The organism is Flavobacterium sp. 2755 (assembly GCF_031455715.1).
Classification (GTDB): Bacteria; Bacteroidota; Bacteroidia; order Flavobacteriales; family Flavobacteriaceae; genus Flavobacterium.
This window is the reverse complement of sequence record NZ_JAVDTG010000006.1, coordinates 249,790-267,315: the sequence shown is the minus strand read 5'-3', so window position 1 is coordinate 267,315 and position 17,526 is coordinate 249,790. Positions and strand designations below refer to the sequence as shown.

Genomic DNA, 17,526 nt, shown 5'->3' with positions numbered 1-17,526 from the left:
GCTTTTTATCTATCAAACAATAATCGTTTTCCGGCGCGGATATCTTTTACTTTAAAATTATTGTAAACTAATTCCCCGTTTACAAAAGTATGCGTAATTCTAGATTTAAAAGTATAATTTTCAAAAGGCGACCATCCACATTTTGCAAGGATATTTTCTGGTTTTACACTCCAAGGCAAACTTGGGTTTACAATTACTAAATCGGCAAAATAACCTTCTTTAACAAAACCTCTTTTTTCGATTTTAAAAATCTTAGCCGGATTGTGGCACATTTTCTCCACGATTTTCTCCACACTGATTTTTCCCTGATGATGTGCTTCGAACATTGCCACAACGGCGTGCTGTACAAGCGGGCCTCCAGAAGGAGCTTTTAAGTACGATTGTAATTTTTCTTCTTTAGTATGCGGCGCGTGATCTGTTGCAATAACATCAATTCGGCCGTCATTTAAAGCTTTCCAAAGTTCAGCTCTGTCGTGTTCTGTTTTTACAGCAGGATTCCATTTGATGAAATTTCCTTTTGTTTTGTAATCTTCATCGGTAAACCAAAGGTGATGTACACAAACCTCAGCGGTGATTTTTTTATCTTCTAATGGAATTTTGTTTGTAAACAATTCCATTTCTTTTGCTGTCGAAAGGTGAAAAATATGCAAACGTGCTCCTGTTTTTTTCGCCAAAGCTACCGCTTTTGAAGACGAAAGATAACAAGCCTCAGCACTTCTAATTAAATTGTGCACCGTTACCGGAATATCTTCACCGTATTTTTCTTTGAATTCTGCTAAATTGTTCTGGATTGTAGTTTCATCTTCGCAATGCACCGCAATTAACATTGGTGTACTTGAAAAGATTTTTTCTAAAGTCTCTTCCTTGTCAACCAGCATATTTCCTGTTGAAGAACCTAAGAAAATCTTGATTCCGGCAACATTTTTTGGATTTGTTTTTAAAACTTCTTCCAGATTATCATTGGTTGCCCCCATCATAAACGAATAATTCGCAAATGATTTCTCGGCAGCAATTTGGTATTTATCTTCTAATATTTCCTGAGTAACCGCATTGGGAACCGTGTTTGGCTGTTCGATAAAAGAAGTAATTCCTCCTGCAATTGCAGCTCTCGATTCTGATTCGATATCACCTTTATGCGTTAATCCCGGCTCTCTAAAATGAACCTGATCATCAATTGCACCCGGCATCAAATAACTTCCTTCTGCATCAATTACAATACAATCTGATGTTTTTAAACTGATGCTGTCTGCAACCTCAACAATTAAATCATTTTCGATCAAAACATCTCCGTCAAAAATAGATCCTTCGTTTACAATTTTGGCATTTTTTATTAAAATCCTGTTCATGTCCTATCTTTATAATGTATTGACTAATTTTTTTAATCGAAGAGAAATCACACCCAGAATTGCTTCCTTAATAATAGCGTTACTCATTTTTGAAACTCCTTTTGTTCTGTCTGTAAAAATAATAGGTACTTCTTTTATTTCAAATTTAGCACAATAAGTTCTGTACTTCATTTCGATTTGAAACGCATATCCAACAAACTTTATTTTGTTCAGATTAATTTTCTCTAAAACTTCTCTTTTATAACAAACAAAACCGGCTGTTGCATCGTGAATTTTCATTCCGGTAATAAACTTTACGTAAACTGATGCAAAATAAGACATTAAAACTCGGCTTAAAGGCCAGTTTACCACATTTACACCTGTAACATAACGGGATCCAATGGCTAAATCTGCACCTCCGAAGTGGCAGGCATCGTATAATTTTTCAAGATCATTTGGGTTATGCGAAAAATCGGCATCCATTTCAAAAATAAAATCATATTTATGTTCTAATGACCATTTAAAACCATGAACATAAGCGGTACCTAAACCGGCTTTTTTAGCTCTTTTTTCAAGAAATAATCTTCCCGGATATTCTTCCTGTAATGCAACAACTTTATCGGCGGTATGGTCCGGCGAATTATCGTCGATTATCAGCAAGTGAAAAGATTTATGCTGCGAAAGTACAGCTCTCACTATACTTTCTATGTTTTCAATTTCGTTATAAGTAGGGATTATGACAATACTATCACTCATTTTTTTCTCGGTAATTTCACCGCAAAAGTAAACTTTTTATAGCATTTGGTTCATAATAAATACATAATAAAACTATTGATACAAAAAATTACTAATTTTGTCACGCTATGATTGAACACCTTCATCCACGAATTATTGAAAACAAAGACTGGGCAACGGCTTTATTTGTCCTGACCTTTGCTGTTGTTGCCATGACAAAATCTGCTTATGAAACTCGTTTTTCAGAATTTAGTAAGCTTATTTTTTCAGATAAGTATGCAAAAATTTATCGGGATAACAGCCACATGAAAAGCAGCTTTACGGTTGGGTTATTTTTTGTGCAGGTTATTTCGTTTGCCTTTTTTATCCTTCTTACATTAAATATGTATGATAAAGCATCAAAAACTGATTATGTTTTATTTATTCAGATTGCAACTTTTCTGCTTTATTTTATTCTGGCAAAATATTTAGTAGAGAAAATTGTAGCTGCGGCATTCAACATTGACGACTTTGTGGAGCTTTTTAATTTGCAAAAAGTTACTTACAGAACTTATATTGGCGTTTTAATCCTTCCAATCAACGCTATTTTGTTTTATTATGACAATATTCCAACGATTGTACCACTAGCAACGATAGGCATTTCACTGTGTATCAGCCTATACTCTTATTTTATTTCAATTAAAACATATCAAAACGTAATAATCGGTAAGTTATTTTATTTTATTTTATATCTTTGCGCTCTTGAAATAGCGCCTTATTATTTTCTTTATTATTGGATAACAAAAGGGAGTGCTTAGAAAATGTTTATAATATGAAAGTGAAAACAATTTTGGTGTCACAGCCTGAACCTAAAGTGGAGAATTCTCCTTACTTTGAGCTCCAACAAAAACACAAAATAAAAATTGATTTCAGACCATTTATTCATGTGGAAGGGGTTAGCGCAAAAGAGATTCGATTACAAAAAATCGATCTTAATCATTACACTGCGATCATTTTAACAAGTCGAAATGCTGTAGATCATTTTTTTAGAGTGGCTGATGAAATGCGTTACAAAGTTCCTGAAGGATTGAAGTATTTTTGTCAATCTGAAGCAGTAGCGTTTTATCTTCAAAAGTATGTTGTTTACAGAAAACGTAAAATTTACGTTGGAGCAAAAGATTTTGCAGATTTATCTCCGCTTATCAAAAAGTACAAAGACGAGAAGTTTTTACTTCCTGCATCTGACCAGTTAAATGCAGATGCACCTATAACATTAAACGGCCTGAAAGTGGACTGGGCACAAGCAATTTTTTACAGAACTGTAATGAGTGACTTGTCTGATCTTGCTGATGTTTATTATGATGTTTTAGCGTTTTTTAGTCCAACAGGAATTAAATCTTTATTTAAAAATTTCCCGGACTTTCAACAAAACAACACCAGAATTGCTGTTTTTGGAAGCACAACTCAAAAAGAAGCTTTAGATCATGGTTTAAGAATTGATATTCTTGCTCCAACTCCTGAAACGCCTTCTATGACAATGGCTTTAGAGAAATATATTGCAGAAGCAAACAAAGGAAAATAATCCTTTTACAAATATTAAAATTTTTAAAATTCCAAATTCCAATTTTTATGTTGGGATTTGGAATTTTTGTTTTTAATCAATTTTTTATCTTCTTCCGTTTCCCGTGGTTGAAACCACGGGCTATATTTGAAATTTGAGGTTTCAAGTTTGGCATTTGGAATTTAAAAATTGAAATTTCATTATTTAAAGCCTTTTAACTACATTTGATTTCTATTCTAAACCCAAATCACAATAAATAGTTTCAAATTATAAGTTATGAAAATCAACTCCCTTTTAATCGAAATTGATGGTATCGATAAAGAAATCCTTCGATATCTTATGGACGATGCCCGAAAACCTATTTTACAAATCGCCAATAAAATTGGCATTTCGGGAGCCGCAATTCATCAGCGGTTAAAAAAGCTGGAACAGTCCGGTGTTATTTCAGGATCGAAGTTTACTGTAAACCCAAAAGTTTTGGGATATAACACTATGGCGTTTGTGGGAGTTTATCTTGATAAAGCTTCCCGAAATTCTGAAGCCGTAAAAGATTTAAAAAAAATTCCTGAAGTTTTGGAATGTCATTATACAACTGGAAACTGGTCGGTTTTAATTAAAATTATCTGTCGTGATAACGAACATTTAATGCAGCTTTTAAATACTAAGATTCAGGCAATCGAAGGAGTTTCAAGAACAGAAACCTTTATTTCCTTAGATCAGCAGATTGACAGACAGATTCAATTGTAAAATTAGAGAATGTCTCAATTTGATAATTAGATAGTTTCTTAAAGAACAATTGTCACCCTGAGCGAAGTCGAAGACTTAATTGCATGTGAGAGCTTCGACTTCGCTCAGCCTGACAGACGATTAGCCCAAAAAATAAAATCCAACATACTCATATCAAAAAAATGATACCAAAAATTAGACTTGAAATTAAAACTGCTTTATATTTTGTTGTTTATTTCATAGTGGCTTTCATTTTTACTTTATTAGATTCTGGAAATCGTTCAAGACTTAGCTCTGGTACTATTTTATTTTTTCTCTCGGTCCCAATAAGTATAATTTGCGTTATAGTTTTATTCTTCAAACTATACGAATCTAAAGAAACCAAATATCTAAACTGTATTTATGTATTAACAATTATGTGGGCCTTATTTTTTATACTCTTACACGGAATGGACTAGATCATTTAAAAAAATAAATAGATAAAAAAACAAAACCCGACAAGTTTTTAAAACCTGTCGGGTTTGCTATAAATTATCTAATTGAATAATTTCCTTATTATCAATTTAATTCCTTCTGCTTCCAGAATAAATTGAAATATAGTACAACAACGTTGCAATCGATCCAAGAGCGGCAACCACATATGTTCTTGCAGCCCATTTTAAGGCGTCTTTTGCACCAGCCTGTTCTTCTTGTGTCAGCATGTGTTTGTTTTCAAGCCATGCTAAAGCCCTGTTGCTCGCATCATATTCTACCGGTAATGTAATGATAGAAAATAATGTTGTTACTGCAAAAATCACAATTCCAACTAATAACAACTGCGGAAAAGTCCTGATCATTAAAATTCCGGCCAATAAAATCCACTGCATATAGCTTGAAGCTACATTTACAACTGGCACTAATTTAGAACGCATCGTTAACCATTCGTAACCAATAGCATGCTGAACTGCATGTCCACATTCGTGAGCTGCAACTGCCGCTGCCGCTGCATTTCTATGATTATAAACAGCTTCACTTAAGTTTACTGTTTTATCTGACGGATTATAATGATCTGTTAGCTGACCCGGAGTCGAAATAACACGAACATCAGTAATTCCGTTATCAGCAAGCATTTTTTCAGCTATTTCTGCGCCGCTCATTCCGTTTCGTAATTGCAGTTTAGAATACAACTCGAATTTACTTTTAAGTTTTGAACTTACCATCCAGCTAAACAACATTATAGCTCCGGCAAGTATTAAATATCCACCTCCCATATCTTTATCTTTTTTGATTGAATTTAAATTTACAAAACAAACTGCAAATTATGAACCATTTTAACAAAATGTCATTTTGGCATTTTTTCAGACAAAAAACCATATCTAAATAAAAAAGACGCACTGCTGTGCGTCTCTACAATCTATCTCTATAACAATTGCTTATTTATTTCTTCAAATTTCTCGATCAGGCTGTTTATTTTGAACTGCTGTTTTTTGATTTGTTTTGGAAGAATAAAAAACCAATTAACCGCCATCCATAATAATGTTAGTCCATAAGCCAGACTTGCTCCTAAAAAACTCATTCTGCTGGCGTATTCATACATATATAAACAGATTCCAAACGTAAGCGTTGCAAAATAAAAACGCATCATTGTGGTTTGTAAAAACTGTTGTTTCTTTTTAATCAAAATTAAATTTTGCAAGTATTCCTGATTGGTTTGCGTTGTTTCGATGTTTTTATAAGCACTTAATAATTTATTGTAAACAAATAAATAAATCATCATTGCCAGAATCGTTAAAATGATTCCAATTTTAGTCGAAATAAATTGTGGCTGATAATAGATCCAGACAAAAACAATAAACGCAGTTGTTGCAAAAAGCAGCATATTGGTAATCCACAAACTTCTTAAACCTGCTCTTTTAAATTTATTTACTCGTACTAGCAAATCCTGCATATCGGGCTGACTTACGGATTGTTTTTTCCATAAATCTTTAAAATCTATATTGTTATCGTTGTCCATTTTCTTTAAATTTTTGAGTCAGTTTTTCTTTTATTCTGTGAATTTTCACTCGCACATTGGCTTCAGAAAGCCCAATAATTTTAGCGATTTCCGCCTGCCTTACATCTTCTAATTCTAATGAGATAATGATACGTTCCGTTTCGGGCAGTTCAGCAATGCATTTGTATAAAAACTGAATTTGAGGTTCTAATGAAGTCTGTTTTTCTTCTGAAAGATGAATCGGCAGATCTGATTTTGGAAAACGTTTCTGCTTTTCAATCTGTCGAAGGCAATTATTCGACGCAATTCTAAAAATCCAGGTTCCAATCGCCGATTCGTTTCTAAAGGTTTCAAGTTTCTGCCAGACAATTATAAATGTTTCCTGAGCTAAATCCTGCGCGGCGTCATAATCGTTTACAAATCCCATGCAAAGCCTGAAAATCCTATCCCAATATGTTTTATAGATTTCTTCGAATTCCATTTTAAGATTTTAAAAAATTGTTTAATTGTGCCAAATACCAATCTTTGTCATCATACATTATAAAATGCAAACCTTTATCAGCATATTGAAAATTAGCCGTTTTTAAGTTTTTATATTGTCCTTCGATTGCCGGTTTTAAATTTATAAAATAAGATTCTAATAAAATTAGCTACGGACACTTTATCGCTGCAATTCTTTCTCTCAAATCGGTATTAAAGAAATCGCAATACATTTGAGCAAAGGTTTTTCTATCTGATTTCACACTCCAGTTTATTACCATTTCCAGTTTTGAAGTATCCTGCAAAAGTCTCGGCATGGCTTGTTTCTGCATATCATAAAACTGTGTTTCGGTCATTGCCATCATTTGATTTACTGTTGATGAACAATCATTATTTTCTTTTGATTTAAAAGAAGGATCGGTTAAAGCAGCCAAACAAGGCAAGGCATCAACAACGACAACTTTACCAATTAATTCCGGATAATCGGCAACAATGGCAAGCGCCAATCCGCCGCCCATGCTGTGACCTATTACAATTGGTTTTTCTATTTTATTTTCTTTAATGTAATTAGCAATTCCTGTTTTCCAGTTTTCAAATGAAGGATTTGGCTGCGGTTCTGCTCCGGCAAATCCAGCCATTGTTAGCGTATAACAAGTAAAATCTTTTTCGAATGCGGTTTTGGTTTCGTTCCAAACTTCGCCAGAAGAAGCAAATCCAGGAATGAATATAATCGATTGTTTTCCTTTTCCGGTTTTAAGAACTTCAAAAGGATATGATTTTGTTTGTGCAAAAACATTTAGACATAATGCTGAGAATAAGAATGCGATAATTAAGATGATATACTTTTTCATTTTAATAGTTTTAAGTTGTTAAATAATCGGATCCATGCTTTTGATACGAGAACTATTAAAATGTTACAGATTTTTTAAAAATTTTAATTATTAAATTCTAGATACCAGTCTTTGTGGGATTTGTAACGCAAAGTGCACTAAGGTTTTTCGCAAAGTTTGGAAGTTTTTTTGTTTGTAATTCCGATAATTATCGGAGAAGGTCGCAAAGTTTTTCCACAATCTTGTCATCCTGAGGAACGAAGGATCACACAAGATATTCCGCAAACTGAATCGCCAATCTTTGTCGAGTTACGTGTGTGATCCTTCGTTCCTCAGGATGACAAACTTTACGCATTGTCAGTCTGAGCGAAGTCGAAGACTACGCAAGAAGCTCCGCAAAGAAATTGACAATCTTTATAGAGTTACGTGCGTGGTCTTCGACTTCGCTCAGACTGACAAAACAAGATGTAAAAAAAATCCCAAACCCCAATCGTAAAATTGGAATTTGGAATTTTTATATTGGAATTTTAAAATTAACCTACAAGATTAATAACTCTTCCAGGAACGATTATCACTTTATTTGGAGTTTTTCCGTCTAATTGTTTTAACGTTCTTTCATCTTTCATTACGATTTCTTCGATTTCGTGTGGAGTTAAATCCAAAGGCAATTCGATGGTGAAACGCATTTTTCCGTTGAAAGAAACCGGATATTCTTTATTAGTTTCAACTAAATGTTTTGCATCAAAAATTGGGAACACCACTTCTGAAATTGAAGTTGTATGTCCTAACTGCGACCATAATTCTTCTGCGATATGCGGTGCATAAGGCGAAACCAAAATGGCTAATGGCTCTAAAATTGCTCTTGAATGACAGTTTTGAGAAGACAATTCATTTACACAAATCATAAATTGAGAAACCGAAGTATTAAAAGAGAAATTCTCAATATCATCAGCTACTTTTTTAATTGTTTTATGTAATGATTTTAAGTTGTCTTTTGTTGGTTCGTCGTTGTTTACGATTAAGCCGTTATCATCAAAATACAATCTCCATAATTTTTTCAAGAAACCAAAAACTCCAGAAATTCCTGCAGTATTCCAAGGTTTTGCCTGTTCTAAAGGCCCTAAGAACATTTCGTATAAACGTAATGTATCAGCTCCATATTCGTCACAAATATCATCTGGAGTTACTACATTGTATTTTGATTTTGACATTTTTTCAACTTCGCGACCAACAATGTATTTTCCGTTTTCATCTAAAATGAATTCAGCATCAGCGTAATCTTCTCTCCATGCTTTGAATTTTTCAACATCTAATTCATCAGAAGAATTAACCATTGAAACATCAGCGTGAATTGGTTGCACTTTATGATCTCCAATTTTATTTTTAGAAACAAAGCTGTTCGTTCCTTCAATTCTATAAACAAAAGCGCTAGTTCCCAAAATCATTCCCTGATTAATCAGTTTTTTGAATGGTTCTTCGGTTGGAGCAAAACCTTTGTCTTTTAAGAATTTGTTCCAGAAACGAGAATATAATAAGTGACCTGTTGCGTGTTCGCTTCCTCCAATGTATAAATCAACACTTTCCCAATAAGCCAAAGCTTCTTTGCTTGCAAATTCATTTTCATTGTGCGCGTCCATATAACGCATCCAGTACCAAGAACTTCCTGCCCAGCCTGGCATAGTATTTAATTCCAATGGAAAAATAGTGACATTGTCAATCAACTGCGTACTAACTACTGAACACTTAACACTGTCCCAAGCCCAAACAGCTGCATTTCCTAATGGAGGCAATCCGTCTTCTGTTGGTAAATATTTCTCAACTTCTGGTAAAATAATTGGCAAATGCTGCGCATCAATCATTTTTGGCAATCCGTTTACATAATAAACTGGAAATGGCTCACCCCAATAACGCTGACGAGAGAAAACAGCATCACGCAAACGGTAATTGGTTTTACCTTTTCCTTGTCCGATTTCTTCTAACTTATAAATCGCTTTTGCGGTCGCGTCTTTGTAGTTTAATCCATTTAAGAAATCAGAATTCGCGATTTCAACATTATCTTTTGATCCGTAAGCTGCTTCAGAAATATCAACATTAGCAAAGATATTTTTGATTTCCTGCATTCCGTTTTGACCTTTAAAGAAATTAGCAAAAGCATAATCTCTTTCGTCTCCGCAAGGAACCGCCATTACAGCACCAGTTCCGTAACCAGCCAAAACATAATCACCAATCCAAACCGGAATGGCTTCTTTTGTAAATGGATGTTCTGCATAAGCTCCTGTAAATACTCCCGAAATGGTTTTTACATCGGCCATGCGCTCACGCTCAGAACGTTTTGCTGTTTTTTCGATATACGCTTCAACTGCAGCTTTTTGTTCTGGAGTTGTAATTTTAGCCACCAAATCATGTTCTGGTGCCAAAGTCATAAAAGTAACTCCAAAAATAGTATCAGGACGAGTAGTGAAAACTTCGATTACCTCATCGTGATTTTTTAAATTAAAAGTCACCAAAGCACCAACTGATTTCCCGATCCAGTTTCTTTGAGATTCTTTAATAGATTCGCTCCAATCAATATCATTTAAACCTTGAAGTAAACGTTCGGCATAAGCAGAAATTCGCATACTCCATTGTGTCATTTTTTTTCTTATAACAGGAAAGCCTCCACGCTCAGAAACTCCGTTTACAATTTCGTCATTTGCCAAAACAGTTCCTAAACCAGGACACCAGTTCACTTCAGTTTCTGCCAAATACGTCATTCTGTATTGCAAAAGGATTTTTTCTTTTTGATCTTCAGAATATGAGTTCCATTCATCAGCAGTAAAAATCGCAACATTATCGTCGCAAACTGCTTCAACAAGTTCATTTCCGCTTTCTTCAAAAACTTTTACAAGTTCTGAAATTTCAAACGCCTGTCCTTGTTTTCTGCAATACCAAGAATTGAACAACTGAATAAAAATCCATTGTGTATGTTTATAATAATCAGGATTTGAAGTTCGTACTTCACGGCTCCAGTCAAAAGAGAATCCTATTTTATCTAATTGTTTTCTGTATCCGGCAATCTGCTTTCCTTCTTTATCTACTCCACCGTCAATATTTACGCGCGTTGTATCTTCCGGACGCTGTCCTGTTTGAATTGCATATTGTTCTGCCGGCAATCCGAAACTGTCGTAACCCATTGGGTGCAAAACATTGAAACCTTGATGTCTTTTGAAACGAGAATATACATCTGAAGCTATATAACCCAGCGGATGCCCAACGTGTAATCCTGCTCCAGATGGATAAGGAAACATATCGAGAACATAATGTTTAGGTTTTTCAGAGTTATTTTTTGCTGCAAAAGTTTGATTTTCTGCCCAATATTTTTGCCATTTGGCGTCAATTTCGTTTGGATTGTACTTCATTTCTAAGTGACTAAGATTCTAAGTTACTAAGGTTCTAAGGCTTTTCACTAAATTAATTATTAGGCGCAAATTTACATTTATTGTCGTTTGTACCAAAGCTATTTCATTGACAAACAAATAAATTTACGTTTTACGTATTTACAATTAAGTAAAAATACGTATTATTGCAATTACAAATACTTATTTACACTGAAATCTATGGCAGAAAATAAGAAATACAATATCGAAGTTCGGGTTTGGATTGAAGGAGCAGAAGGCGCCTTTCTTGGTATTGGCAAAGTCTGGCTTTTAGAAAATATTCGAAAAACAGGCTCGATTACAAATGCTGCAAAAGAAATGAAAATGGCGTATCGACAAGCCTGGCAATTAGTTGAAGAAATGAATCAGCGTGCCGAAAGTCCGCTTGTTGAAAAATTACTGGGCGGAAAAGGCGGCGGCGGCGCACGATTGACAGAAGCCGGAGAAAGAGCGATAACTACTTTTTATGAACTCGAAAAACGTATTAAAGATTTCGCTGAAAAAGAAACTCAAAATCTAAAATTTTAAACCTAAATATTTAAACACATAGAAACATAGCTTTAGTTACCTATAAAAGGCGTTTCACTTATTTCAAATACACATAGCAAAATCTATGTTTTAGAAACTAGTTTCTTATTTATCATCTTTATTAGAATAAAAAAACTATGTTTCTATGTGTTTAAAAAAAATAAACGTTCAAACCAAAACCATTTTTTTAACCATCAGTATTCATTTTAAAACATACTGAAATAGCAAACCAAAAACATGAACCAAAAACTATATCTGTTTTTTCTAATTATAAGCTTGAAAAGTTTTTCTCAAACTGAAAATTCTAAAGCAAAACAAGACAGCATAAAAAAAGAAGAATTAAACGAAGTTGTAATAACAGCATCCCGACGTCCTGAAAATTTAATGCGTTCTCCTATAAGTATCGAGCAGTTAAAATCGGCGGAAGCCAAAAATATGGGATCGGCAAGTATTTATGAAGCGCTGGAAAATGTAAAAGGCGTTCAGATTATTACGCCAAGTTTGGGTTTTAAAGTGATTAATACGAGAGGTTTTGCGAATTCGACCAATGTTAGATTTGCGCAATTAGTTGACGGAATTGATAATCAGGCTCCGCATTTGGGCGCACCAATTGCAAATGCGCTGGGTGCCAATGAACTTGATATTGATAAAATTGAAATTATTCCGGGAACTGCCGCGGCTTTGTACGGAATGAATGCTATTAATGGATTGGCCAATATCCAGACTAAAAATCCTTTTGAGTATCAGGGAATCGCTGTGCAGCAATTAACTGGTGTAAATCATGTTGGAAACATTGACCGGTTTTCACCAAAAGTTTATTCGCAGTTTAATTTGAGATTAGCAAAAGCTTTCAATGAAAAATTCGCTTTTAAGATTAATGCTTCTTCAACTGGAGGAACAGATTGGGTTGCGGATGACAGAACCGATCTGGCTCCAAATGCAAATGCTTCAACCAATTTATTTGGCGCCGATAATCCGGCTTATGATGAAGTAAATGGCTACGGAAACGAATCGGCAAACCGAAAAACATTAAACCTAAACGGCAAAAATTATGTTGTTGCGAGAACAGGTTATCGCGAAACAGACATTACTGATTATGATATTAAAAATTATAAAGCCGATGTTGGTTTTTACTTTCGTCCAAAACAAGGAAATGAACTTTCTGTTACGTATAAAACCGCTTTGATCAATACAATTTATCAGCGTTCGAACCGTTTCAGACTTGACGATTATACTTTAAATCAGTTTGCGGTAGATTATCATACGCCTATTTTTCAGGTAAAAGCGTATGCAACAACTGAAAATACGGGAAACTCATACAATTTGCGTTCGCTTGCCGAAAACATGGATCGTGCTTATAAATCTGATGATAAATGGTTTGCAGATTACAGTACGGCTTATAAAAATGCGGTTACAAATGGCGCTTCTGTTGCAGATGCACACAGAATTGCCAGAACGCAGTCTGATCAAGGTCGATTTGAACCTGGAACTGAGGCTTACGAAAACAAGAAAAACGAATTAATTGATATCAATAATTGGGATATTGGTGCGGCTTTGCGCGTAAAATCGACTTTAGTTCATGGCGAAGGTTTATTGAATTGGGATAAAGCTTTTGTTGATTTCTTCGAAAAAATCGATGCCAAACTTTTAAGCGGTTTTGATTACAGAAATTACATTATCGTTCCCGATGGAAATTATTTTATAAATCCTGTTCATGTTGATGAAAATTTGACGTATCAAAAAACAGGCGGATTTACACAATTAACAAAAGATTTATTTCGCTCTAAATTGCGATTAGGCGCGACAATACGAATTGACAAAGCGGATTATTTTGATGCTAAATTTACGCCGCAGTTTACTGCCGTTTATTCTCCAAAAGAAGCGCTTAATTTTAGAGCTTCGTACCAAAACGGATATCGATTCCCAAGTATTTTCGAAGGTTTTTCGAATGTGAATTCCGGCGGTGTAAAACGTGTTGGCGGTTTACGAATTATGTCTGATGGGATTTTTGAAAATTCATATACCAAAGCTTCTATCGATAAATTTCAGGCGCAGGTAAACAGCGATGTGAATACAAACGGTTTAACTCAGGCGCAGGCGATTGAAAAGAATAAAAATACGATTCAAAAAAATCCTTATACGTATTTACAGCCAGAATTTGTAAAGTCGTTTGAGTTTGGTTTTAGAGGAATTGCATTAAACCGAAATCTTTATATCGATGCTGATTTCTATTATAACTCGTATAAAAACTTCATCGCTCAGGTTGAAGCCAGTATTCCAAATACTACAGATCCAAATCAAATTCCAACCGCATTATATTCTAAAAACACGCAAAATCGCTATCGTTTATGGACAAATTCTAAAAGTAAGATTTATAATTATGGCGGAAGTTTAGGTTTAAAATATCGAATTGATCAAACTTTTACAGCTTTGACCATTCTTACTTACACCAAACTCGACCGAACGGATGATAAAGATGGTTTAGAAGATGGTTTCAACACACCGGAATTTAATGTAAACGGAACTTTATTGGCTCAAAATATCTGGAAAAATCTTAGTGCAAGTGCAACGGCGCGTTATCAAAACAATTTTGATTATGTTTCTTTTTTAGTCAGCGGAACTGTTCCGGCTTATTGGTCGATGGATGCACAAGTAAATTATAATTTCAAAAAAACAGGCCTTACTACAAAATTAGGCGGAACGAATATTTTAAATAAACCTTACACTTCCATTCTTGGCGGGCCGTCAATTGGCGGATTGTATTATTTATCTTTAGTTTGGGAAACCAGTAAAATTTAATATTTAACCGCAAAGTTCGCTAAGCTTTGTGTTCATAAAGCTTAACGAACTTTGCTTTTTTTGCCACAGATTAAAAGGATTAAAAGGATTTTTTTAATCTGTGTGAATCCTTTTAATCTGTGGCTATTATCTTTTAACTTTGTGAACCTTGCGAAAACCTTAGCGAACTTTGCGGTTAAATTCCCTTAACTATTCAATATCAAATCGTACATTTATAGTATAAAAGTTTGTTATTAACTTTAAATAAAGAAATTCTTTATTATTTTTACCACATAATTTAAGTATCTATGAGTTCTAATTTTGATAAATTTCAAAAACGCAGGTTAATTTCCTCTTATTTTTCGGTTGTATTAAGTGTATTCTTGGTTTTATTCCTTTTAGGAGTACTAGGATTATTCATTATCAATTCTAAAAAACTGGCAGATGATTTTAAAGAAAAAATCGCTATGACAGTTTTCTTTAAAAACGAAGCGAATGACAGTATTATCAAAGCCTTTGATTCAGAATTAAAAAGAGCCCCTTTTGCGCTTTCTTATGTTTATGTTACCAAAGAAAAAGCAGCGAAAGAGCATACTGATATTATTGGAGAAGATTTCCTGACATTTTTGGGCGAAAACCCATTATTGAATTCATACGACATTCACTTAAAAGCTGATTATGTTGAACGTGACAGTATCTCTAAAATCGAAAGTGCATTACGTCAAAATACTATGATTGAAGACATTGTTTACGACAAACAATTGGTAAATCTTGTAAACGACAACATTAAAAAAGTAAGTATGTGGATTTTGATTATCAGCGGTTTTCTTACCGTAATTGCTGTTTTATTAATCAATAGTTCGCTGCGTTTATCCATTCATTCCAATCGTTTTATTATTAAAACCATGCAAATGGTGGGCGCTACAAAATCGTTTATTCGTAAACCTTTTGTAACACGCAGTGTAAAATTAGGAATGCTTGGTGCTTTATTGGCAATTATCGCCTTAATTGGGCTTTTATTCTATGTAGAAACTAATTTCCCTGGTTTAGGAATTTTAGAAGATAAAGCTTTAATTGGATTGGTTTTATTGGCCGTTTTCGGATTAGGGGTTTTAATTACTTGGGTAAGCACACACTTTGCAACACAGCGTTTCCTTAATTTAAGAACTGACGATCTTTATTAATTTTAGATTGTTGATTTTAGATTTTAGATTAAACGAAAATGCCTTCGACTTCGCTCAGGCTGACAAATAAATTAAATAATCTTTGACTATAGTCAGGGTTACAAAATAAACAAAATGAAAAACAATTTTAAAGAAGAACCACAATCACAACCACAAAAACAAGAATTTCTTTTTGACGGTATTAATTACAAAATTTTATTAATTGGTATTGGTGTGATTGCATTAGGATTTATTTTAATGTCTGGCGGTGGAAGTGATAATCCGAATGTTTTTAATGAGGATGTTTTTAGTTTTAGACGTATTCGTTTAGCTCCAACAACTGTTTTAATTGGTTTTGGAATCACGATTTATTCTATTTTCAAAAAATCTAAATAAATTAGGTTTATAGATTTCAATTAAAACTTTGAGCACAGCGAAAAGAACAATCTGAAATCTGAAATCTGAAATCTGAAATCTAAAATTTCTAATGAACACATTACAAGCTATCGTTCTTGCCATTATTGAAGGAATTACAGAATTTTTACCTGTTTCTTCAACTGGACACATGATTATTGCCTCTTCTTTTTTTGGAATCGCACACGAAGATTTCACTAAACTTTTTACGATTGTTATTCAGCTTGGTGCTATACTTTCGGTTGTTGTTTTATACTTTAAACGTTTCTTTCAAACGCTTGATTTTTACTTTAAACTTTTAGTCGCTTTTATTCCGGCCGTAGTTTTAGGATTATTGCTGAGTGACTTTATTGATGGTTTATTAGAAAACCCGGTTACGGTTGCAATTTCTCTTTTAATTGGAGGATTAATTTTATTGAAAGTTGACGAATGGTTCAACAACCCAAATACTGCCGAAACTTCACAAGAAATCACGTATTTACAAGCTCTAAAAATTGGATTATTTCAATGTATCGCGATGATTCCCGGAGTTTCACGAAGCGGCGCCAGTATTGTGGGCGGAATGTCTCAAAAATTATCAAGAACAACGGCTGCCGAATTCTCGTTTTTTCTTGCAGTTCCAACTATGCTGGGCGCAACAGTAAAAAAATGTTACGATTATTACAAAGCTGGATTTGAATTATCTCACGATCAAATCAACATATTAGTTATTGGAAACATAGTTGCTTTTATTGTGGCACTTTTGGCTATTAAAACCTTTATTGGATTTTTGACTAAAAATGGTTTTAAAGTTTTTGGTTATTACCGAATTCTTGCCGGAATCATCTTATTGCTGATTCACTTTTTCATTCACCCGCTTACCATTATATAATGACACCCGAAGAATATTTAAACGGACAGGTTTTATTGATAGACAAACCTTTAAAATGGAGTTCGTTTCAAGCGGTCAATAAATTAAAATACCTTTTAATTAATAAAGTCGGGCTTCCAAAAAAGTTTAAAATTGGTCATGCCGGAACTTTAGATCCGTTAGCATCGGGACTTTTATTGATCTGCACCGGAAAATTTACCAAAAGAATTTCTGAACTTCAGGGTCAGGCAAAAGAATATACGGGAACATTTTATATTGGAGCCACTACTCCATCATATGATTTAGAAACCGAAATCGATCAAACTTTTCCAACGGAACATATCGACGAAGCTTTAATTCACGAAACGGTGAAACAATTTTTAGGCGAAATCGATCAAAAACCGCCTATTTTTTCGGCTATTAAAAAAGATGGTGTTCGCTTATACGAGCACGCACGCGCCGGAGAATCTATAGAAATTGAAAGCAGAAAAACTACGATTCACGAATTTGAAATTACACGAATAGAATTGCCTGAAATTGATTTTAGAGTTGTTTGCAGTAAAGGAACTTATATTCGTTCACTTGCTTACGATTTTGGAAAAGCAATGAATTCCGGTTCGCATTTAACTGTTTTACGCCGAACAAAGATTGGTGACTACGACGTAAAAAATGCGATTGATATTACTTTGTTTGAAGAAACTCTTACTTCATAAATACAAGAAGCACATTACATATGTAAAATTTGTAATGTGCCTACTCCTAAAATAAT

16 protein-coding genes are annotated in these 17,526 nt (G+C 34.1%); 9 read left to right on the top strand and 7 right to left on the bottom strand.

Annotated features, from left to right (window positions below; all coding sequences use genetic code 11):
• Positions 1 to 5: 5 nt before the first annotated feature.
• Together J2Y38_RS16015 and J2Y38_RS16010 are read right to left on the bottom strand one after the other, a co-directional pair.
• The gene (locus J2Y38_RS16015; protein WP_309844412.1) at positions 6 to 1,346 is read right to left on the bottom strand and encodes a dihydroorotase; all 1,341 of its coding nucleotides are present in this window, start codon (positions 1,344 to 1,346) and stop codon (positions 6 to 8) included.
• A 9-nt stretch (positions 1,347 to 1,355) separates the two neighbouring features.
• Positions 1,356 to 2,081, bottom strand: coding sequence for a polyprenol monophosphomannose synthase (locus tag J2Y38_RS16010; protein ID WP_073485429.1), 726 nt, complete (start codon positions 2,079 to 2,081; stop codon positions 1,356 to 1,358).
• A 107-nt stretch (positions 2,082 to 2,188) separates the two neighbouring features.
• Here J2Y38_RS16010 and J2Y38_RS16005 point away from each other — a divergent pair, with 107 nt between their 5' ends.
• The 3 genes from J2Y38_RS16005 (at position 2,189) to J2Y38_RS15995 (ending at position 4,347) form a co-directional block, all read left to right on the top strand.
• Positions 2,189 to 2,857: a DUF4271 domain-containing protein gene (locus J2Y38_RS16005; RefSeq protein WP_309844410.1), complete on the top strand. Its 669-nt coding sequence runs from the start codon at positions 2,189 to 2,191 to the stop codon at positions 2,855 to 2,857.
• A gap of 14 nt (positions 2,858 to 2,871) precedes the next feature.
• Complete coding sequence (locus J2Y38_RS16000) at positions 2,872 to 3,621, top strand: uroporphyrinogen-III synthase (protein WP_053472472.1); 750 nt, start codon at positions 2,872 to 2,874, stop codon at positions 3,619 to 3,621.
• 255 nt (positions 3,622 to 3,876) lie between these two features.
• A complete protein-coding gene (locus J2Y38_RS15995; RefSeq protein ID WP_035681816.1) occupies positions 3,877 to 4,347 on the top strand; it encodes an Lrp/AsnC family transcriptional regulator in 471 nt (156 codons plus the stop codon).
• Positions 4,348 to 4,889: 542 nt separating this feature from the next.
• Here the strand turns inward: J2Y38_RS15995 and J2Y38_RS15990 are convergent.
• The 5 genes from J2Y38_RS15990 to leuS form a co-directional block, all read right to left on the bottom strand.
• Positions 4,890 to 5,576 (bottom strand): zinc metallopeptidase, encoded by a 687-nt coding sequence (locus tag J2Y38_RS15990; protein WP_309844396.1) that lies wholly within the window; start codon positions 5,574 to 5,576, stop codon positions 4,890 to 4,892.
• A 149-nt stretch (positions 5,577 to 5,725) separates the two neighbouring features.
• Positions 5,726 to 6,319, bottom strand: a complete 594-nt coding sequence (locus J2Y38_RS15985; protein WP_309844392.1) for a hypothetical protein — start codon at positions 6,317 to 6,319, stop codon at positions 5,726 to 5,728.
• Positions 6,306 to 6,779 (bottom strand): RNA polymerase sigma factor, encoded by a 474-nt coding sequence (locus tag J2Y38_RS15980; protein ID WP_309844390.1) that lies wholly within the window; start codon positions 6,777 to 6,779, stop codon positions 6,306 to 6,308. Before J2Y38_RS15980 ends, J2Y38_RS15985 begins: the two co-directional genes overlap by 14 nt.
• A gap of 169 nt (positions 6,780 to 6,948) precedes the next feature.
• On the bottom strand, positions 6,949 to 7,629 hold the full coding sequence (locus J2Y38_RS15975; protein ID WP_309844387.1) for an alpha/beta hydrolase: 681 nt from the start codon (positions 7,627 to 7,629) through the stop codon (positions 6,949 to 6,951).
• A gap of 512 nt (positions 7,630 to 8,141) precedes the next feature.
• The gene (gene leuS / locus J2Y38_RS15970; RefSeq protein ID WP_309844385.1) at positions 8,142 to 11,006 is read right to left on the bottom strand and encodes a leucine--tRNA ligase; all 2,865 of its coding nucleotides are present in this window, start codon (positions 11,004 to 11,006) and stop codon (positions 8,142 to 8,144) included.
• A gap of 198 nt (positions 11,007 to 11,204) precedes the next feature.
• Between leuS and J2Y38_RS15965 the strand changes: the two genes are divergently transcribed.
• From J2Y38_RS15965 to truB, 6 genes are all read left to right on the top strand, one after another.
• Positions 11,205 to 11,552 carry a winged helix-turn-helix domain-containing protein gene (locus J2Y38_RS15965; protein ID WP_053472466.1) on the top strand — a complete coding sequence of 116 codons (348 nt, stop codon included), beginning with the start codon at positions 11,205 to 11,207 and terminating at the stop codon, positions 11,550 to 11,552.
• Between the two features lie 237 nt (positions 11,553 to 11,789).
• Positions 11,790 to 14,351 (top strand): TonB-dependent receptor domain-containing protein, encoded by a 2,562-nt coding sequence (locus tag J2Y38_RS15960; protein WP_309844383.1) that lies wholly within the window; start codon positions 11,790 to 11,792, stop codon positions 14,349 to 14,351.
• Positions 14,352 to 14,638: 287 nt separating this feature from the next.
• Positions 14,639 to 15,514 carry an ABC transporter permease gene (locus J2Y38_RS15955; RefSeq protein WP_053472464.1) on the top strand — a complete coding sequence of 292 codons (876 nt, stop codon included), beginning with the start codon at positions 14,639 to 14,641 and terminating at the stop codon, positions 15,512 to 15,514.
• Positions 15,515 to 15,628: 114 nt separating this feature from the next.
• A complete protein-coding gene (locus J2Y38_RS15950) occupies positions 15,629 to 15,889 on the top strand; it encodes a DUF3098 domain-containing protein (protein WP_309844377.1) in 261 nt (86 codons plus the stop codon).
• A 91-nt stretch (positions 15,890 to 15,980) separates the two neighbouring features.
• Entirely contained in the window at positions 15,981 to 16,778 is a 798-nt protein-coding gene (locus tag J2Y38_RS15945) for an undecaprenyl-diphosphate phosphatase (protein ID WP_309844375.1), read from the top strand.
• The gene (gene truB / locus J2Y38_RS15940; protein ID WP_309844374.1) at positions 16,778 to 17,470 is read left to right on the top strand and encodes a tRNA pseudouridine(55) synthase TruB; all 693 of its coding nucleotides are present in this window, start codon (positions 16,778 to 16,780) and stop codon (positions 17,468 to 17,470) included. Before J2Y38_RS15945 ends, truB begins: the two co-directional genes overlap by 1 nt.
• Positions 17,471 to 17,526 lie beyond the last annotated feature (56 nt).